Here is a 17,940-nt window from a genome sequence, read left to right on the forward strand (position 1 = left end):
CGGTGAGCGCGGCCTGCAATAATCGGAACCAGCAGTTGCGGGGGCGCTGAACACGACCGGCCGCAACGGGCAGCAGTGTTAGTTCCGGGCCGATTACAGCAGACGAGGCGGACATATGAAGGCTCCCAGCCAGCAGCACGCGACTTCCCCTGAAACACCTTTCCCTGCAAACTCTTCTCCTGAACCTTCTTCTTCTGAAACGCCGCTGGGCAATGAGGCGCCAGCAGCCAACAGCGCAGTCAATCCCGAGCTGCTGCGGTGGCTGGCGGAGGCCTACGGCGTCGGAACGACCTACCAGGGGTGGGACGGGAAACCGCATGAGGTCGCTGCCGATACCCTGATCCGCGTCCTGGCCGCGTTGGGCGTTCACGCCCATACCGATCAGCTCATCGAACACGAACTGGCCGAGGCGGAACTGGCGCCGTGGCGCCGGATGCTGCCGCCCGCCGTCGTGATTCAGGAGGGGACACCGGGGCAGGTGTTCGTCCATGTCCCGCACGGTTCGGCCGTCCGCCTGTGGGCCACCACCGAGGACGGACGCGAGCTGGAGGCCGTCCAGGAAGACGTTTGGGTGGAGCCCCGGGAAGTGGACGGCATTCTGACCGGCCGGGCCACCTTCGCCGTGCCGCAGAATACCGGCCTGGGATGGCACACGCTGCGTGCCGAGGCGGCCGGGGTGGTTGCCCATGCCACTCTGGTGGTGACCCCCGACCGGCTGTCCACGGCAGCCGACCTTGAGCAGCGCCGGGGCTGGGGGCTCGCGACGCAGTTGTACTCCGTCCGTTCCAAGCGGTCCTGGGGTGTGGGCGACTTTGCCGACCTCGCCGAGCTTGCAGCGGTTGCCGGCGCACGCGGGGCCGACTACGTGCTCGTGAATCCCCTTCACGCCGCCGATCCGGTGCCGCCCCTGGAACCGTCGCCGTATTCACCGTCGACCCGCCGGTTCTTCAACCCGCTGTACCTGCGGATCGAGGCCATCCCGGAACTGGCCTACCTGAAGCCGAAGAAGCAGTCGCTCGTCCACGCCCTGATGAAGCAGGCGAGGAAGCTGAACAAGGACGCCACGCGGCTTGACCGGGACAAGGTCTACTCCGCCAAGCTGGCAGTGCTGGAGCTGATCTTTGGCATTCCCCGTTCGCCGTCGCGGCAGCTCGCGTTCGAGGACTACTGCCGCCGGGCCGGCACCGGCCTGGATGACTTTGCCCTCTGGTGCGCCATCCGTGAGGACCTCGACGCCGATGACCCGTTCTGGACCGACCCTGCGGCCGCGCTCGGCTCGCCTTTGGCGGAGGAGCTCAGGGGAGAACTGGCGGAACGGATCGAGTTCCACCGCTGGCTGCAGTGGCTCTGCGACGAGCAGCTTGAATCCGCCCAGCAGACCGCCCGCAACGCCGGCATGCGCCTGGGCGTGGTGAACGACCTCGCCGTCGGCGTGGACCTCCAGAGTTCCGACGCCTGGACGCTGCGCGGCGTCCTCGCACCCGGCGTCAGCGTCGGCGCGCCGCCGGACATGTACAACCAGCTGGGTCAGGACTGGCACCAGCCGCCGTGGCACCCCACCCGCCTCGCCGAGGCCGGCTACAAGCCGTTCCGGGAGATGCTCGCCACGGTGCTGCGGCATTCGGGAGGCATCCGGGTGGACCATATCCTCGGTTTCTTCCGGCTCTGGTGGGTGCCTGAGGGGAACTCGCCGGTGGACGGCGCCTACGTCCGGTTCGACCACGACGCCATGATCGGCATCCTCGCCCTGGAGGCTCACCGTGCCGGCGCCGTTGTGATCGGCGAGGACCTGGGCACGTTCGAGCCGTGGGTCCGGGACTACCTGGCCGCGCGGGGCATCCTGGGCACCTCGATCCTGTGGTTTGAGAACGACGGCGACGCCCCGCTGCCGCCCGAGCGGTACCGGCTGCAGGCGCTCTCCAGCGTGAACACGCACGACCTCCCGCCCACGGCCGGCTACCTCGCCGGCGACCACGTGACGCTGCGGAACGCGTTAGGGCTGCTTGAGCGTTCCGCCGAGGAGGAGCGCCTGGATCACAATGCCAAGCTGGAGAAAATGATGGATCTGCTCCGGCAGCGGGGCCTCCTTTCATCCAGCGACGCCGGCTCCGAACAGGAACGCATCGAGGCGTTGCACCGGCTGCTCGCGCAGACCCCGTCAGTCCTTCTCGGGGTGGCGCTCGTGGACGCTGTCGGCGAACGCAGGGTACAGAACCAGCCCGGCACCACGTCCGCGCAGTACCCAAACTGGCAGGTGCCGCTGGCCAACTCCGACGGAGACCCCGTGCTGATCGACGACCTCGAGGGCGACGACAGGTTCAACTCCCTGCTCGCCGCCGTCGAGGAGGCCATGCGGGCCTAGCCGGCTGTGATCACGTGCGTGGTGTGGTCATACCGGAAGGTGACCGGGCCGCCGTCGTGGTTCAGCACGATGTTGGAACCGTTCGGGGCGCCATCCTGGCCGTAGTTTTCATCCCAGGAGCCGTTGATGGCCGCCTTGAATTCGTACTGCCCGCCTGGAAGGTCAGCAGTTAACTTCCACAAGCGGTCGGCCGGATCAAAGGCCATGAAGGCCGCCCCGCACGCTGGCTGCCAATCGTCCGGGCAGCCCATCTCGCTGTTCAGGCTGCCCGCCACAGTGACGGAGTCGGGCTGCGGCGCGGCGCCCACCACCACCGTCCGGACGTTGCTCACCACACTCGATCCGTCGAGGCTTGCCCGGTAGCGCACCTCCGTGCCGTCGGCGAGGTCCAGTGCAGCCAGATCGTCCGCCACCGAGTAGGCCGGCGACGAGTCATCTTCCGAGCCGATGGCGGTCCACGGCCCGCCCGCGATGCTGCGCTCAAAGCGCACCACGTGGCTGGCCTTCTCCGGGTCCGCCGTGGCAACCAGATCCACGTTCCCCTGGACGGTGCTGCCCTCGGCCGGCTGCTGGATTGTCAGCATCGGGTCCGGCACCACAGCGGAGCGGGGAGCGCTGACCGACGTGCGGCCTGCGTTGTTCAGGACGGCCGCCCTGTACTCCACCGCAGTGCCGGGGTTCAGTCCCGAGACATCGTGGAAGACACGGTAGGGGGCGGTGTCATCTGTGCCAACGCGCTCCCAGTGGCCGCCCGGCGTCCTGGCCTCAAAGGTGACCTCGTAGAACGAATTGCCGCCGACGTCGGCCGTCACCTGGATGCGGCCATTGTCCCCGGCGGACGTGGCGGTAGCCGCAGCGGAAACGGGCGCCTGCAGTGCAACCGCGGGCGCCGCCTTCTCGCGGGGGATCCGGCCGGAGGACTGGTACACGACGGCGGACAGCGGCGGCACCGTGACGGCTAGTTTGCCGTCGGCTGAGGTCTTGGAGTTTTCGGTTGCGTCGCCGTAGATGAGGCTGTATTTGCGCTTGGGAATGTAGGTGGGAACAGTGGCGGTCTGAGGCTCCTCACTGTTGTTCAGCGCTACCACGTACTCGCGCTGGTCCCCGGCATCCGTGCGGGAAAAAGCGTAAATGCCGGGCCCGTCCGAGGCGTAGCGGTGCTGATGGGCGCCGTCGCGCAGGGCGGGGTGCTCCTTGGTCAGCTGCGCGAGTTCGCGGATCTTGGCGTAGAGGGGATGCCCGGTGTTGAAGTTGTTGGCGGCGTGGGTGCTGTCCGTACCGAGCAGGTCGTCGTCGAGGTAGTCGGGCACCTTGCTGGCGAATAGCGTCTGGCGGGCGTCCTGGTCCCCGCCGGGCCCGGTGAAGCCCTGCTCGTCGCCGTAATAGATCACGGGGTTTCCGCGCGAAAAGTACATCAGCTCGTGGGCGAGTTCATCGCGGGCCACGCGTTCGGCGTCGTCCGCGTCCGGGTTGTCCGTGCTGATGAAGCTGCCGATCCGGCCCATATCGTGGTTCCCGAGGAAGGTGGGCAGCTGGTAGACGTTGGAGTCCGTGTCGGTGTACCAGTCGTCGGCGGCGAAGAAGGCTTCAAGTTGCGTCGCGTCCTGGCTTTTCGAGGCGAAATTGCGCGCCGCATCCTGGAACGGGAAGTCGAGGACCGCCTGCATTTTGTTGCGCGTGGTGAACTGGGATGTGAAGCTCTTGGACGTGTCGAAGACCTCGCCGAACATGAAGAACTCGTCCTTGCCGTGCTCCTTGGCGTAGGCCAGGACTTCTGGCCCGAACTGCTGCCAGAATTCGTCGTTGACGTGCTTCATCGTGTCGATGCGGAACCCGTCCACGCCGAAGTCCCGGATCCACGTTTCGTAGATGTCCGTCATGCCCGCCACGACCGTCGGGTGTTCGGTGAACAGGTCGTCCAGGCCGAAGAAGTCTCCGTAGAACGAGTTTTCGCCGGCGAAGGTGGTGTCGCCGCGGTTGTGGTAGAGCGCCGGGTTGTTGAGCCAGGCCGGAACCTTGAGGTTCTGTTCCGACGGATCAAGCACCGGCGTGTACGGGAAGGAGGTCTCGGCGTCGAGCGCGGGAAAGTCCGTGCGGCCGGCGAAGTCCCGGTCATCGAAGACCTCACCTGAGGCGGTGCGGTAAGGCTCCTTGTCCTTGGAAACGTAGCCGGTGCGGGCGCCCTCTTTGTAGCCGATCACGTCCGCTGTGTGGTTGGTGATGATGTCGAAGTACACCTTCATCCCACGCGAGTGTGCCTCATCGATCAGCGCTTTCAGCTCGGCGTTGGTGCCCAGGTGCGGATCGATCTGGGTGAAGTCCGTGACCCAGTAGCCGTGGTAGCCGGCGGAATTGTCCTCGGGCTGGACCGCCTTGTTCTTGAAGCTCGGTGTCAGCCAGATCGCGGTGGTTCCGAGCCCCTGGATGTAGTCGATCTTGTCCAGCAGGCCGTTCAGGTCCCCGCCGTTGTAAAAGCCTTTGCGGGTGGGGTTGAAGCCGGAGACCATCGGATCCGGTCCCAGGCCGCCGTCGTCGTTGCCGGTGTCGCCGTTGCTGAACCTGTCGGCCATGACGAAGTAGAAGTTCTCGTCGGTGACGGGAGTGCGGAGGGAATGAGGCGCTTTATCCGAGTGCGACGGCGGGGCCGGGGTTTTGTTGGTGGCTGCCGCTTGGGTTGGTGCCGGGGCTGGCGGGGCTGTTGGGGTTGCTGCCTGCGCGGGCAGGGCCGATGCCGCCAGCAGGAGCGCGGCGGATGCTGCCAGCAGGAGCGCGGCGGATGCTGCCAGACTTGCGCTGGCGGGCTTGGTGGGCTTGATGGGCTTGCCGGTGCGGCGCGGGGCATGCAGGCGAGGGACGGTGAACATGTTGGACCTTCCGCGAAGCAACGTTGCTTGTCCGGGTGTGGAAGCCCGGAATCCGTTAGGGTGCCGACTCGTCCAAGGCAGAACAGATCACCGCAACAGCGCCTGTGACGGAGCCATAGTGGTAATGACTAATCCTGTATTGGCTTTGTCGATTGCGGTTTAGCTTGCCACAATCAGGGCCGTCGGGGAACCCGCGACGAGACGCTGAAGAGGGCCTGCCGGAAGCCCGGTTTGCGCGTTCAACTGGAAGGTCGTGATGTCATGGGACCGCTCGTGGGCCACGTGAAGCCATCCTCCACGGACCAGGTGGTGGCGGGGCCAATCGCCGCCGCTGGCAAAGTCGCCGACCGGGACCAGCAGACGGCCCTCTGCCGAAGGTGTCACCTCGAGCACGCTGATGCGGTTGGACCCCCGGACACCTACATAGGCGAAGCGCCCGTCCGCCGACAAGGCGATTTCGGCCGCAGAGTCACCGTCCTTGGCGCCGTCGGACGTGGCGGGACCCTGGCCGGCGAGCTCGAACTCCGCCGATTCCGTGGCCGCCCGGGCTGCGAAAACCTCGATCGAGTACTCGGAGACCACAAACACCGTTCCATCGGGGTGCTGCACCAGGTGGCGGGGACCGCTGTCCTTCGGAAGCACCACCTCATGGTCCAGCACCAGGCCTGTCCGGGGAACGTGGTTCCAGACGCGGAGGAGGTCGTGGCCGAGATCGGTGGTCATGATCCGGCCGTCAGCGAGTACCAGGCTGGCGTGGGCGCGGCTGGGGCGGTCGTCCCGGTGCGGGTCGCTGGATGGCGCCGCCGGAAAGCGGCTGGCGATGCCGCCGTCGTCCGTCAGTTCGTACAGCAACACCTGGCCGTCGCCCCAGCAGGCGACAACCAGGAATTTGCCCTGCGGATCGACGGTGACGTGGCAGGCAGCTTCGCCGGCCGCCCAGGGCTCGCCAAAGGCTTCGAGGCCGAACTCTCCCCGTCGCCGGTATGCCTGGACTGTTCTGGCGTTCTCACCGACGGCGTAAACCACCGGCAGTTGCCGGTGCACGGCAACGAACGACGGCGAGTCCGCCTTTGCCGCCGTACCGCGCCAGGTGAGCGTCCCATCAGCGTTGGCCGACACGGCCCCGATCCCGGCACCATGGCCGCCGCTGTCCGCGGTGTAGGAGCCGGTCCAGATGAGCGTGTGGTTTTCGCCGTGGGTCATCGCTCCATCCTGCCAATAATTGCCGGATTCGGCGTCCGATAGCATGGATTATTGCAGAGCCAATTTGACTGCTGGGCACGAAATAAAAGTGCCAGCGCAGGGTCAGATTCAAGTACTACCGGGAGGTGAGAACAATTCACGCAATGCCAGCCTGGGTTCTCCCTGCTCGCCGCGTTACGGACCGCCAAGGTTAGTAGGACGGATGCATGGAGCGCCCATCATTCAATCGAAGGACGCATCCATGCCTGTTCACTCACCCCTTACCCGCCCCACCGTCATCAGAAGGCTGCGCGCCGCCGGCTGCGTCTTTGCCGAGGACGAAGCGGACCTCCTCTTTTCCGCAGGCCTGGCCCCCAATGAGCTGCTCAACGCTGTGCAGCGGCGGACCGACGGGTTCCCGCTCGAGCACATCCTTGGCTGGGCCGAGTTTTGCGGCTCGCGGATCAAGGTCGAGGCCGGCGTTTTTGTTCCGCGCCGCCGGACGGAACTGCTGGTCCGCGAGGCTGCCGCTCTCCTTGCCGCCACGTCCGCGGAGCCATCGTCGACCCCTCCGGTTGTTGTAGACCTGTGCTGCGGCTCCGGGGCTGTGGGAGCCGCGTTGGCGGCACTGATGCCCGGCATTGAGGTGCACGCTTCCGACGTCGACCCCGCTGCGGTGCGGTGCGCCCGCCTCAACCTACTGTCGGTGGGCGGTGTGGTCCATGAAGGTGACCTTTACTCGGCGCTGCCTGCCCGGCTCAGGGGCAATGTTGAGATCTTGGTCGTGAATGCGCCGTATGTGCCCACGGCTTCAATTAGCAGCATGCCTCCTGAAGCCCGCGTGCACGAGCCACGGGTGTCGCTCGACGGAGGGCCAGACGGGCTCGACATCCAGCGCCGCGTCATCGCGGAAGCCGCGGCCTGGCTCAGGCCGGGTGGACACCTTCTCATCGAAACGAGCCGGCTGCAGGCTCCCGTTACTGCAGCGGCCATGGTCACTGGGGGACTGACCCCACGGCTCGCCACGTCAGCCGATCTCGACGCGACAGCCGTGGCCGGGAAGCTGCTGTAGGCCGCGCAGCGGACTAGTAGGTCGCAAAGCCGACGCGGGGAGCGGCTGCAACTCCCGAGCATTGCGGCGAAGCCACAACTGCTGGTTCATGTTTTGTGGTGGTGGTTTTGTCTGGGTTGTCGGCGGGGGTCGATGTGGGGTGGCGGAATGAACCAGGGGGTGCCGTTTTTGACGTGGATTTTCCACTGTTCTTTGTGGATCAGGTGGTGGTGGTGGGTGCAGAGGAGGGCGCCGTTGTCGGTGCTGGTTGTCCCGCCTTGTGACCAGTAGGTGATGTGGTGGGCTTCGCACCAGGAGGCGGGGATGGTGCAGTTGGGGAAGGCGCAGCCTTGGTCGCGGGCGGAGAGGGCTTTGCGGATGTGGGGCGGGAAGACCCGTGTGGTGCGGCCGATGTCGAGGATGCGTCCTTCGGTGCCGAGGAGGATGGGGATGATGTCGGCGTCGCAGGCGATTTTGCGGATGGTGGAGGCGGTGATGGGGCCGGTGTAGGTGAAGGTTCCGCTGCCGGTTTGTGTGCCGGGCAGCGCGGTGCCTGGGAAGTTGGTGCCCGGGAACGTGTTGCTGGGACCGGTGCCCGGAACGGTATCAGCTCCGGAGGGAGGCCAGGTGTCGCCGGTGCCTGTCCGGGGCCGGGGTTCGCTGGTTGGCCGGGTGTTGTTTGTTGGTCGGGTGGCGGGGTTGTTGGTGGTTCGGGTTTTGTTGTAGCGGGGGCCTTGGTTGGCGGTGGTTTGGATGCTGTTGAGGAGGTCCTGGTAGGAGATGGTGACCATGACTTGGGGGCGGAGTCCGCCGGTGGTGGGCAGGGTGCCGGCGGCGAGGGCCGCTTTGCAGCCGCCCACGAGGCCGTCGAGGCGTTGTTGGGCGAGGGTGCGGCGGTCCAGGTCAGGTTCCCGGGCGGAGGCGTTGAAGACCGCGTCGAGGTCCGCTGCGGCCGCGCTGCCATTTCCACTGTTGGGTGTGGTGGCGCGGGGGTTGGTGGCGGTGTTCATGATGGTGGTGAGGACTTCGAATTGGTCGGTGGTGGCGTGGACTTCGAGGTGGTGCAGGCCGCCGCGTTTGTGGTGGAGGAAGACGCCTTGGCGGTGGCGGAGGGTTTCTTCGCTGGGTTCGGTGCCGTCCTGGTCCAGGGCATCGATCCAGCGGTGGGCGATGCGGGTGAGGAAGTCGTGGTCGTTTTCGATCGCGGTGTGGGTGAGGTTGTGTTCCATTTGGGCGATCGCGGCGGGGTCGGGGATGTGGCGGACTTTGTCCAGGGCGGTGGTGATGATGGTTCCGGCGCGGGAGGAGATGATTCCGGCGGTGAGGGCGGCGGCGGTTTCTTCGTGGGCCGGTGGCATGGGCCGGCCGGCGAGTCCGGTGCGCGGCAGGGTGGCGTTGGCCAGGGCGAGGCGGCGGCGGGCTTCGGAGGTGCTGATCCGTAGCCGGGTGCGGAGGAACTCGGCGGTGTTCCGGGACCCGTCATCGGCCGGGGACCAGGCCACCGCACCCGCCGGCACACCAGCTGTGGAGGATTCAGCGTCGGCTGTGGCGGGTTCGGGTTCGGTGGTCCAGCCGGTGGTCCAGCCGGCCGCGCGGCTGGCCGTTTCGGCGGCGTTGATGGCCTCGGCCCGCGTCCGATCCACGGCCGCGGCGGCCAGCAGCTGGAGGTGCTCGATGCGGCGGGAGACTTTCTCGGCGAGATCAGCAAAGTCTGCCGCCTGGCCGAAGTTGGCTGCGGCCAGTTCCTCCTGCGCCGCGGTGGTTGCGGAGTCCAGCAACGCCAGGACCGTCTCTAAGTCAGGGGTTGCCAGCGCTGTGGAAGCCAGCCCAGTAGTGGCGAAGCCGGCGGCAGCACCGCCGTCCGATCCGTCCTTAACAACCGCGTCCTTAACAACCGCGTCCTGGACAACGGCGGCAGAACGGAAACCGGCACCGGGAACGCTGCGCAACCCGCGGCCCCGCAGCAAAGCAGCCGCACTCAGGCCGGAGACGTCCGTCCCGGCTGCGGTATTCGCTCGCTGTTCCCCAATGGCTTCCACAGGAAAACTATCTCAACGGGGTCTGACATTTTTTGAAGTGACCGGGGGCACATGCGCGAAAACGCCGGCGGCAGCACCGCCGTCGGACGAAGATGTCCGCAACGGCGGTGCCTGATCCGGCAGGAGCCGGACGCCCGGAAGCGGGGACACTACGAAGCCCGCGGCCGCGCAGCCGGGCAGCACGCAGGCCGGGCAGTTTTGCCCGGCCTGACATACCGTCTGCGTTTTCCCCGATGGCTTCCATGGGAAAACATTGTCAGAGGGATCTGACATTTTTAGTTCTTGCCCGCACCGCCCGGGATGCAGGCCCAAGCAGCCAACTCTGGAGCTACTGCTTGTCCGGATTGACGTTGGTGGCGGCCCCGGTGGGAGTGGCCCCGCCCTCATCCGACCAGTCCTGACCCGTGCTGTCGTTGCGCGCCGGATCGGACTCCACATCGGAGGTTCCGAGGTTGACCGTCTCCGGATGTGTGCTGTGGGCGGGCACGTGCCCGCTGTCTGTGGATGTACCGGCTGCGGATGCAGCGCCGGCTGAAGCGGTGCCGCCGTCACCCGACTTCGGAGCATCGCGGTGCATGGCCGAACCAAGTACTGTTCCTGCCCGGCGCGCGGCTTCGGCCAACTGGTCACCGACCTCAGGGGCCTTTTCCTTGACGGCTTCGGTTGCTGCCGTGACTTTGTCCTGGACCGGCTTGCTGTCCCAGATGCCGGCGGCCCTTGCTTTGAGTTTGTCGTACGCTGCCCGGCCGGACCTGGATCCGAGCACGTAGCCTGCAGCGATTCCGGCGCCGAAGAGAAGTTTGGATTTCATGATGATCTCCTACTCTTGAGGGGATTTGTACGATTTGATGGGCCCGATTGGGCCTGGTGTAGGGAACCGGCCCCGGGAGGTTTCCCGGAGCCGGTTCCGGCACTGCCCTGTCTAGCGGGCCGTACGCTTGGTGATCATGCCGTAGACCAGCAGCACGATAAGTGCGCCACCGATCGCCAGCAGCCAGGTGGACAGCGAGAAGAACTCGTTGAGCTGTACCCCAAAGAGTGCGCTGCCGATAAAGCCGCCAAGAAGTGCGCCAACCACGCCGAGGAGAAGCGTGATGAAAATGCCGCCGCCCTGCCGGCCGGGGAGGATGGCCTTAGCAATGGCTCCAGCAATGAGGCCAAGAATCAGAAATGCGAGAAAACCCATCTTTTATCGTTCCTTCTTCCGCTAAAGGAGTTACCCGGATTGCCGGATACGCTTCGTCCTTCTCCCTAATACTAAACATGCTTACTATTTTTTCTCCAGTCGCCTTCGGGTCAGGAGCGGCTGGCACCGCACCCTCGGGCCGGTGAGTCAGTGGCCTTGGACGTCGGAATTTACGCCCGCCTCGGGGCCTTCATCGAGGGTGCTGATGGCGGTCAGGTCCTCCTCGTCCAAGGCGAAATCGAAGACCTCGATGTTCTCCTTCATTCGCTGGGGATCTGCGGATTTGGGGATGGCCACCAGCCCCTGCTGGACGTGCCAGCGCAACACCACCTGGCTCACCGTCCGGCCGTGTTTGCCGGCGATCCGGGCCAGAACGGGCGCGGACAGCAGGCCTGACCCTGCGCCCAGCGGGCTGTACGATTCGGTGGCGATCCCGTGCCGCTCGTTGTAGGCGCAATCCGCTGAGCGGGTCACGGACGGGTTGAGCTGGATCTGGTTCACGGCCGGCACAACGTCGGTCTCCCACATGAGCTGTTCCAGATGGGCCGGCTTGAAGTTGGACACGCCGATCGACCGGGCCTTCCCTTCGCCCTGCAGCCGCTCAAAGGTCTTCCACGTGGAGATGAAATCTCCGCGGCGGGGGAGCGGCCAGTGGATCAGCAGCAAGTCCACATAGTCCAGATTCAGACGCTTCAGTGAGCCTTCAAGGCCAGCCACGGCCAGGTCCTCGCCCTGGAATTCGCCGTCCAGCTTGGTGGTGATGAAGAATTCCGCCCGGTCCAGGCCGCTGGCTCGGATGCCGGATCCGACGCCGGCCTCGTTCCCGTACCGCACGGCGGTATCGATATGCCGGTACCCGGCTTCCGCGGCCCGTACGACGGCGTCACTCACCTCCCGGTCGTTCAGAGGCCAGGTGCCAAGGCCGATCTGAGGTATCCGGTTGCCGTCGTTCAGCTCGATGACTGGTGCGAGTGCCATGCGGAAGAGTCTTTCCCATCGGGGCCGGTTTGCCCAGACCCCGTTTGCCGGCTTGAGTCACGTCTCGGCTATCTTCCGAGGTCAGCCGGGGAATGCTTAGGGGCCGCCTGTTGTTACGATGAGCGCAAGGGAGGCATATGCAGGTCTTGCTCGGTAGGCGTGCTCTGGTGGACGTAGCCGTCGCCATAGCTGGTTTTCTTGTGTCCGGGAGTTGGATCCTGACCGCTACCGGCGCCGAAGCAGCGTACTTCCTCGCCGCCATAGGTGCAGGACTGGCCGTGGTGGGAAATGCTGCGGCTTCAATCTTCAATCGCAAGCCTCGGGTGACCACCGCCGCGGACCGCGTTACCCTGGTTCGCGCAGCCTTGGTTGCATGCTGTGCGGCGGCGACGGTTCCGGCGTTGTTTGGCGGAACCGGGCCCGGCATGCCGGTGGTGGCACTGGGTGCGGCGGCTTTTATTCTTGACGCGGTGGACGGAGCCGTGGCGCGGAGATTCGTCTGCGTGAGCCCGGCGGGAGGCCGGCTGGACGTTCAGACCGACGCAGCACTGGTCCTCGTGCTGTCATGCGCAGCAGTTCCTGTCGTCGGTGCCTGGGTGCTGGCGATCGGGCTCATGTGGTACGCATTTGTTGCCGCCGGGTGGTTCAGGCCTGAGCTGAAACGAACGCTGCCCGTCAAGAAGTTGCGCAAGGTGATCGGCGCCTTCCAGCCCTTCGCCTTGCTGCTGGCGCTCACGCCGGGCATGCCCGGCGGCATCGGCATGGCTGCCGGTGTCGTGGCGCTCGTGGCGCTGGTGGCCTCGTTTGGCCGGGACGTCGTCGAACTGGAGCAAGGGCGCCGCAAGTGGACCGGCCGCCGCCCCAGCAGCGAACTGGTGAACTGACGGCCCTGCTCAACTGGCAACGCCGGCGCTGCACGCACGACCACGCAGACGCAGGAGGTGCTGCTCTGGACTAACCACGGCGGCGCTGGTAATCCTTGAAGTGGCCCGGCCGGACATAAATGCTGGCCCTCCAACAGCTAAGGATCCAGACCATGAGCGAAACGCCCGCCGATCCCGAGCAGAACCAGACGGACCAGCCTGAGGATGATGGTTCACGCGGGGGATTCCCCTTCGACCCCAACCAGGACCCGCCCCTGGAGGAACCCGCAGTTCCGCCCCAGGACAGTCCGGGGCCACCCACGGGCCCCGACGGCGAACCTGATGAGCCCGCTCTGGAGGATCCCCAGCGACCGCCTACCCGCTAGCCACTGGCTCGGCATTTCCGCCCGGCGGTAGCTCATTCCGAAACTCCGGCGTGGCCTGTGCTGATGCCCAGCCGGAGGGCGGGATTCTATCCATTCGTCCATTGGGCCGGTCTGGTGCGTTTCCTAGCCTTGGAGGAGAACTTCTCTCAGCCCTCCGACCCAAGGATGACCTTCAACGATGAAACGCATCGCACTGCTTCGGGAACGCCAGACACCGTCCGCTTCGACCGGAACCCACTGCCCGGCGTCGGGAATGTGGGCACCCGCCGACGCGCCGGACGAGGCGCACGCCTTCTTTGAAGGACAGGTATTTCCCGCGTTCCGCGGGCTGCCCACGGTGTGGCGCCGGAGTGCTGCCGGTCAGGATTAGCAAATGATGCGGCGCCGGCTGATTACAGCCGGCGCCGCATTACTTGGTCGTGACGATCAGTCCCGCTCCAGGCGGAATCCGAGCTTGAGGGTGACCTGCCAGTCCGCCACCTGGCCGTTTTCGAGATGGCCGCGGATTTCCTTGACCTCGAACCAGTCCAGGTTCCGCAGGGTCTTTGCGGCGTCGGAAATGCCGTTGCGGACAGCCGCGTCGACGCCTTCGGTCGAGGTCCCGACAATTTCAGAAATGCTGTAGGTGTTATTAGACATCTTCGCTCCTCGTGATCGCCATCGATACCCGGCTGCGGGCCGTTCCTGCAGAGTATCGGACGAGGCGCCCGGGGACTAGGCTTCGAGCACGTAGCTTCGAAGGTCCTCGAGGGTCTGCTGCATGTGGGCGTCCATGGCCTTGCGTGCCTGCTGCGGATCCCGGGCAGCCAGCGCCTCGAAAATGTTCTGGTGGTGCCCGATCGCATGCTCCTGGATGTCAGGCACCTTCGAGGTTTCGGTCCGCCCCTTTTCGAGAACGCGGTGCAGCGGTTCGAAGAGGACTGCCACGAAGACGTTCTCGGACGCGTGCAGGATTTGGTCGTGGAAAGCCAGGTCGGCCGCGACAAAGCTCGCCACGTCATTGTCCTGGTGCGCCTTCTGCATCTCCGCCACGCAGTCCCGAAGGCCTTCGAGTTCGGCGTCGGTGATGCGCTGGGCCGCCAGCTCGCAGGCGCCTGTTTCCAGCATCCGGCGCAACTCGATCAGCTGGACCGCGGCGGCCGACCCGTTCTGGCCCTCGGAGGCGGCGCGCAGCACTGCTTCGAGTGACGACCAGCGGTTCAGCGGGTTGACGAACGTGCCGCGGCCCCGTTCCACGCTGAGGATACGCTGCGCCTCAAGGGTCTTCATCGCCTCACGCACCGTCATGCGGCTGACGTCGTGCCGGGCGCTGAGTTCCAGTTCTCCCGGCACGCTGCTGCCCGGCGGAAACTCGCCGGCGATGATGCGGTCAAGGAGTTCGTCGGCGACGACGCCCACCAATGATTTGCGTGCCATTTCTTCCATTCAGCGTGTGCGGCCTTTTGCGGCCGGGGAATCTCTGCCAAAAGTGTACTTGCGCACGTGGTGTGCGTTATGCCACACTAGCATCAAACACCAGATGTCTGACATCTGACAATTCATCCGCAAGACAGTTTCGACACAACGGAGTGCACAGTGCCCCTCGAATCCGACGTCCTGGCCGCCTTTCCCGCCGAGCTCCACATCCCTGCCCGCCAGGTCGCAGACGCTGTAGCAGCCACGGCCGCCACGTCCCCGCGCGTCCTCGTGGTGCTCGACGACGATCCCACCGGCACGCAGTCAGTGGCGGATCTCCCTGTGCTCACCCGCTGGGAAGTCGAGGACTTCCAGTGGGCTCTCCATCAGGGTAAGCCAGCCGTGTACGTGCTGACGAACACCCGCAGCCTCGATCCCGCGGAGGCGGCCGCACGTAACGAAGAGGTGGTCCGCAACGCCCTGGCCGCCGCCCGTGATGACGAGGGTGGGATACACCTCGGCTTTGTGAGCCGCAGCGACTCGACCCTCCGTGGCCACTTCCCCCTGGAACCGGACGTCATCGCCGCCACGGTGGCGGCCGAGAGCGGAGAAGCCACCGACGGCGTCGTGATGGTTCCCGCCTTTCCCGACGCCGGCCGCATCACCATTGGCGGTGTCCACTACACCCGCGGACCGGAGGCCGGCCAGCTGACCCCCGTCGCCGAGACCGAATTCGCCAAGGACGCCACCTTCGGCTTCGCCAACTCCGAGATGGCCAAGTACGTGGAAGAGAAGTCGCAGGGGCGGTTCGCCGCAGACTCCGTGATCGTGCTGGACCTGAACATCATCCGCGCCGGTTCCGCCACCGGGGATGCCGAGGTATCGGCCAAGGCAATTGCTGACGCCATCGAGCCGGCCACGCAGTCCACGCCCATCGTGGTGGACATTGTCACGGAAAACGACATGCGCGCGCTGGCGCTGGGACTGGAGGAGGCCGAGCGCCGCGGCAAGACGCTGCTCTACCGGGTTGGCCCTCCGTTCATGCGCGCCCGGATCGGCCAGGACATTCGGCAAGAGCTCAGCGGCGAGGAAGCCTACGCCGGCAACACCCCTTCGGAAGCCGGCGGCCTGATCGTGGTCGGCTCGCATGTGGGCGTGACCACCAGGCAGCTCAAGGTGCTCACCGACCGTCACGGCAGTGCCCGCATTGTGGAGATCGACGTCGAAAAGCTCCTGGGCGAGGATGCGGCCGCCTACCTTGACCAGACGGTGGACGCCGTTGTGGAAGCACTGCGCGCCGGGGACGTCATCGTCCACACGAGCCGCCTGCTCATCAAGACCGATGACCCGGCCGAAAGCCTGCGGATCGCGCGCACCGTGTCCGCCGCCGTCGTTGCCGTGGTGAACCGGACGCTGAAGACCTTCCCGCCGCGGTTCGTCATCGCCAAGGGCGGCATCACGTCCTCGGACGTTGCCGCGCACGGGCTGGAGATCCGGCACGCGATCGTCCGCGGGCCGATGCTGCCCGGCATTGTGAGCCTGTGGGAGCCGGTCGACGGCCCGGCCAAGGGGATCCCCTACATCGTTTTTGCCGGCAACGTCGGTGATGACGAGTCGCTCGCCCAGGTCACCAGCAAGCTCAGCAACACGTTCTAGTCCCCACCGGGGCCCTCGCCGCCGGGGTCCCCGGCTTCCCGCAACAAAGCCACTTTCCCTGGAGAACACCATGTCCTCGAATTACACAGTCACCGTCCTCGGCCTGGGCGCCATGGGCCTGCCCATGGCCACCCGCCTCGCCAGCCAGCTGACCGTCCACGGGTTCGACATCGCCGAACCGCGCCTGCGCCTCGCCGAAGAATCCGGTGTGAAGACCTTCGCTTCCGCACGCGACGCCGCCCAGGATACTGACGCCCTGCTGCTCGCCGTGCGCAACAGCGAACAGCTCGACGACGTCCTGTTCGGCGGGAACGGCGTGGCCTCGGTGCTGAAGCCGGGCGCCGTCGTGATCCTGACCAGCACTGTCGGCACCGAAGCCATTCCCTCGACCGTCGCCCGCCTGGCTGAGTTCGGCGTCGGGCTCGTGGACGCCCCGCTGTCCGGCGGCCCGAAGCGTGCAGGCGAGGGCGACCTGCTGATCGTCGTCGGAGCCGAACCCAAGTCACTGGCATCGGCGCGTCCGGTCCTGGAGCTGCTCGCCTCCACCCTGACCGTGGTGGGCGACAAGCCAGGTGACGGCCAGGCTCTGAAGACCGTCAACCAGCTGCTGTGCGGCATCCACATCGCGGCTGCCGCTGAGGCAATGGCGCTCGCCGACGCCCTGGGCCTGGACCAGGCGAAGACCCTGGCCGCCCTGGAGGCAGGCGCCGCGGGCTCCTTCATGCTGTCCAACCGCGGACCGCGCATCCTGGAGGCCTACACGGACGAGGGCGCCGAGGTGCTCAGCCGCCTGGACATCTTCGTCAAGGACATGGGCATCGTAGGCAAGGCCACGCGCAGTGCCGGTCTGGCCACCCCCGTGGCCGCCGCAGCCGAGCAGCTGTACCTGCTGGGCCAGGCCCACGGGCTGGCCGCCGCTGACGACTCCGCCGTCATCAAGGTGGTCGCCCCCACCAAGCGCACCGTCGGGGAAGGCTGATGCGGGCACAACTCGATGAGCTGGTGGTATCCGCCCTCAAGCGGGGGTCGGCCGTGCCGGCGTTTACCTGCTACGACTTCACCACGGCCCTGGCGGTGGTGAGCGCCGCCGAGGAAACAAAGCGCGGCATCATCCTGCTGGTGGCGCCCAAGACCGCCGCAACAGCCAACGGACTGAGGCTCATCTCCGCGCTCCGGGGCCTGGCCGACGCCGCCTCCGTGCCCGTTGCCGTGCAGTTGGACCACGCTACGGACCTGGATGTCATCACCGCCGCCGTCGCTGCGGGGGCGGACTCCGTCCTGGCAGACGGCTCGGCACTTCCGTACGAAGACAACATTGCGCTGGTTTGTGCCGTGCGTTCGGCGCTCCAGGGGCACGGTCATTCGGGCGTGGTCCTGGAGGCTGAACTCGGCGGCCTCGCCGGCGACGAGGACAAGGCCTTCGGAGCGGAGACCGAGGGGGCAGGCAACGAGGTTGCCGGCCTGACCGACTCCGCCCAGGTGGAAGACTTCGTGGCACGGACGGGCGCGCAGCTGCTCGCCGTGGCCGTGGGCAACGTCCACGGGAAGTACAAGGGCGAGCCGCGGCTGCGCTGGGACGTCCTGCAGGACATTGCCGTGCGCACGCACATCCCGCTGGTGCTTCATGGTGCCTCGGGTATTCCGGCGAATGAACTGGCCAAAGCGCCTGCCATGAACGTGGGCAAGGTCAACTTCAACACCGAACTCCGCACCGGCGTCCTCGCCACGCTTGAGGAAGAGCTTCCTGCGCACCGGGCCGACGGTGAGAACCTGCAGGGGCTCCTGGCCCGGTGGAACGGCGCCGCGAAGGGCTTCGGCACGAGCACGCTCGCAATCCTCAGCCGCTGACGCTGGTCTCTGTATCCCGGGGTCGCGGGCCGTTCAGCAGCCAGTAAGCCTACAAAACCTGCAGGACGCCACATGCGGGGCAAGTTGGCGCACAATGGAAACTACAACGACGTAAGCGAGTTCCAGTGGT

At 66.2% G+C, this 17,940-nt stretch carries 16 protein-coding genes; 8 read left to right on the forward strand and 8 right to left on the reverse strand.

The genetic code is table 11. The annotated features are described in order from the left end of the window. The first annotated feature begins 115 nt into the window (after positions 1-115). Complete coding sequence (gene malQ / locus AC5RWD_RS13235; RefSeq protein ID WP_494020441.1) at positions 116-2,362, forward strand: 4-alpha-glucanotransferase; 2,247 nt, start codon at positions 116-118, stop codon at positions 2,360-2,362. Here the strand turns inward: malQ and AC5RWD_RS13240 are convergent. Next, complete coding sequence (locus AC5RWD_RS13240; RefSeq protein WP_494020442.1) at positions 2,359-5,226, reverse strand: alpha-amylase family glycosyl hydrolase; 2,868 nt, start codon at positions 5,224-5,226, stop codon at positions 2,359-2,361. The two genes, malQ and AC5RWD_RS13240, sit on opposite strands and share 4 nt — an antisense overlap. Before the next feature lie 159 nt (positions 5,227-5,385). Next, on the reverse strand, positions 5,386-6,429 hold the full coding sequence (locus AC5RWD_RS13245; RefSeq protein WP_494020443.1) for a lactonase family protein: 1,044 nt from the start codon (positions 6,427-6,429) through the stop codon (positions 5,386-5,388). A 241-nt stretch (positions 6,430-6,670) separates the two neighbouring features. Between AC5RWD_RS13245 and AC5RWD_RS13250 the strand changes: the two genes are divergently transcribed. After that, complete coding sequence (locus AC5RWD_RS13250) at positions 6,671-7,480, forward strand: putative protein N(5)-glutamine methyltransferase (protein WP_494020444.1); 810 nt, start codon at positions 6,671-6,673, stop codon at positions 7,478-7,480. An 86-nt stretch (positions 7,481-7,566) separates the two neighbouring features. Here the strand turns inward: AC5RWD_RS13250 and AC5RWD_RS13255 are convergent, their stop codons facing one another. The 4 genes from AC5RWD_RS13255 to AC5RWD_RS13270 all read right to left on the reverse strand — a co-directional run bounded on the left by AC5RWD_RS13255 (position 7,567) and on the right by AC5RWD_RS13270 (position 11,662). Then, the gene (locus tag AC5RWD_RS13255) at positions 7,567-9,498 is read right to left on the reverse strand and encodes an HNH endonuclease signature motif containing protein (RefSeq protein ID WP_494020445.1); all 1,932 of its coding nucleotides are present in this window, start codon (positions 9,496-9,498) and stop codon (positions 7,567-7,569) included. Positions 9,499-9,826: 328 nt separating this feature from the next. Further along, complete coding sequence (locus tag AC5RWD_RS13260) at positions 9,827-10,309, reverse strand: hypothetical protein (protein WP_494020446.1); 483 nt, start codon at positions 10,307-10,309, stop codon at positions 9,827-9,829. A 111-nt stretch (positions 10,310-10,420) separates the two neighbouring features. Further along, complete coding sequence (locus AC5RWD_RS13265; RefSeq protein WP_494020447.1) at positions 10,421-10,684, reverse strand: GlsB/YeaQ/YmgE family stress response membrane protein; 264 nt, start codon at positions 10,682-10,684, stop codon at positions 10,421-10,423. A 147-nt stretch (positions 10,685-10,831) separates the two neighbouring features. Continuing rightward, entirely contained in the window at positions 10,832-11,662 is an 831-nt protein-coding gene (locus AC5RWD_RS13270) for an aldo/keto reductase (RefSeq protein WP_494020448.1), read from the reverse strand. 167 nt (positions 11,663-11,829) lie between these two features. Here AC5RWD_RS13270 and AC5RWD_RS13275 point away from each other — a divergent pair, with 167 nt between their 5' ends. The 3 genes from AC5RWD_RS13275 to AC5RWD_RS13285 all read left to right on the forward strand — a co-directional run bounded on the left by AC5RWD_RS13275 (position 11,830) and on the right by AC5RWD_RS13285 (position 13,281). After that, positions 11,830-12,546 (forward strand): CDP-alcohol phosphatidyltransferase family protein, encoded by a 717-nt coding sequence (locus AC5RWD_RS13275; protein WP_494020449.1) that lies wholly within the window; start codon positions 11,830-11,832, stop codon positions 12,544-12,546. A 152-nt stretch (positions 12,547-12,698) separates the two neighbouring features. After that, entirely contained in the window at positions 12,699-12,911 is a 213-nt protein-coding gene (locus AC5RWD_RS13280) for a hypothetical protein (protein ID WP_494020450.1), read from the forward strand. Positions 12,912-13,089: 178 nt separating this feature from the next. After that, positions 13,090-13,281 (forward strand): hypothetical protein, encoded by a 192-nt coding sequence (locus tag AC5RWD_RS13285; protein ID WP_494020451.1) that lies wholly within the window; start codon positions 13,090-13,092, stop codon positions 13,279-13,281. 56 nt (positions 13,282-13,337) lie between these two features. On the opposite strand, the gene AC5RWD_RS13290 is transcribed toward AC5RWD_RS13285, so the two are convergent. Together AC5RWD_RS13290 and AC5RWD_RS13295 are read right to left on the reverse strand one after the other, a co-directional pair. Next, positions 13,338-13,550 carry a dodecin gene (locus tag AC5RWD_RS13290; protein WP_003799328.1) on the reverse strand — a complete coding sequence of 71 codons (213 nt, stop codon included), beginning with the start codon at positions 13,548-13,550 and terminating at the stop codon, positions 13,338-13,340. A 75-nt stretch (positions 13,551-13,625) separates the two neighbouring features. Next, positions 13,626-14,327 carry a FadR/GntR family transcriptional regulator gene (locus tag AC5RWD_RS13295; protein ID WP_494020452.1) on the reverse strand — a complete coding sequence of 234 codons (702 nt, stop codon included), beginning with the start codon at positions 14,325-14,327 and terminating at the stop codon, positions 13,626-13,628. A 159-nt stretch (positions 14,328-14,486) separates the two neighbouring features. On the opposite strand from AC5RWD_RS13295, the gene AC5RWD_RS13300 reads away from it, so the two are divergent. The 3 genes from AC5RWD_RS13300 (at position 14,487) to AC5RWD_RS13310 (ending at position 17,810) form a co-directional block, all read left to right on the forward strand. Next, the gene (locus AC5RWD_RS13300; protein WP_494020453.1) at positions 14,487-15,962 is read left to right on the forward strand and encodes a four-carbon acid sugar kinase family protein; all 1,476 of its coding nucleotides are present in this window, start codon (positions 14,487-14,489) and stop codon (positions 15,960-15,962) included. 70 nt (positions 15,963-16,032) lie between these two features. Next, positions 16,033-16,941: an NAD(P)-dependent oxidoreductase gene (locus tag AC5RWD_RS13305; protein WP_494020454.1), complete on the forward strand. Its 909-nt coding sequence runs from the start codon at positions 16,033-16,035 to the stop codon at positions 16,939-16,941. Continuing rightward, positions 16,941-17,810, forward strand: coding sequence for a class II fructose-bisphosphate aldolase (locus tag AC5RWD_RS13310; protein ID WP_494020455.1), 870 nt, complete (start codon positions 16,941-16,943; stop codon positions 17,808-17,810). Before AC5RWD_RS13305 ends, AC5RWD_RS13310 begins: the two co-directional genes overlap by 1 nt. Positions 17,811-17,940 lie beyond the last annotated feature (130 nt).

It is taken from the genome of Arthrobacter sp. CMU6 (assembly GCF_059090205.1).

What these genes read in the sequence shown, in the direction of transcription:
- malQ (WP_494020441.1), top strand. Translation starts at nt 116, where the DNA reads ATGAAGGCTCCCAGCCAGCAGCACGCGACTTCCCCTGAAACACCTTTC.
- AC5RWD_RS13240 (WP_494020442.1), bottom strand. Translation starts at nt 5,226, where the DNA reads ATGTTCACCGTCCCTCGCCTGCATGCCCCGCGCCGCACCGGCAAGCCC.
- AC5RWD_RS13245 (WP_494020443.1), bottom strand. Translation starts at nt 6,429, where the DNA reads ATGACCCACGGCGAAAACCACACGCTCATCTGGACCGGCTCCTACACC.
- AC5RWD_RS13250 (WP_494020444.1), top strand. Translation starts at nt 6,671, where the DNA reads ATGCCTGTTCACTCACCCCTTACCCGCCCCACCGTCATCAGAAGGCTG.
- AC5RWD_RS13260 (WP_494020446.1), bottom strand. Translation starts at nt 10,309, where the DNA reads ATGAAATCCAAACTTCTCTTCGGCGCCGGAATCGCTGCAGGCTACGTG.
- AC5RWD_RS13265 (WP_494020447.1), bottom strand. Translation starts at nt 10,684, where the DNA reads ATGGGTTTTCTCGCATTTCTGATTCTTGGCCTCATTGCTGGAGCCATT.
- AC5RWD_RS13270 (WP_494020448.1), bottom strand. Translation starts at nt 11,662, where the DNA reads ATGGCACTCGCACCAGTCATCGAGCTGAACGACGGCAACCGGATACCT.
- AC5RWD_RS13280 (WP_494020450.1), top strand. Translation starts at nt 12,699, where the DNA reads ATGAGCGAAACGCCCGCCGATCCCGAGCAGAACCAGACGGACCAGCCT.
- AC5RWD_RS13285 (WP_494020451.1), top strand. Translation starts at nt 13,090, where the DNA reads ATGAAACGCATCGCACTGCTTCGGGAACGCCAGACACCGTCCGCTTCG.
- AC5RWD_RS13290 (WP_003799328.1), bottom strand. Translation starts at nt 13,550, where the DNA reads ATGTCTAATAACACCTACAGCATTTCTGAAATTGTCGGGACCTCGACC.
- AC5RWD_RS13295 (WP_494020452.1), bottom strand. Translation starts at nt 14,327, where the DNA reads ATGGCACGCAAATCATTGGTGGGCGTCGTCGCCGACGAACTCCTTGAC.
- AC5RWD_RS13305 (WP_494020454.1), top strand. Translation starts at nt 16,033, where the DNA reads ATGTCCTCGAATTACACAGTCACCGTCCTCGGCCTGGGCGCCATGGGC.
- AC5RWD_RS13310 (WP_494020455.1), top strand. Translation starts at nt 16,941, where the DNA reads ATGCGGGCACAACTCGATGAGCTGGTGGTATCCGCCCTCAAGCGGGGG.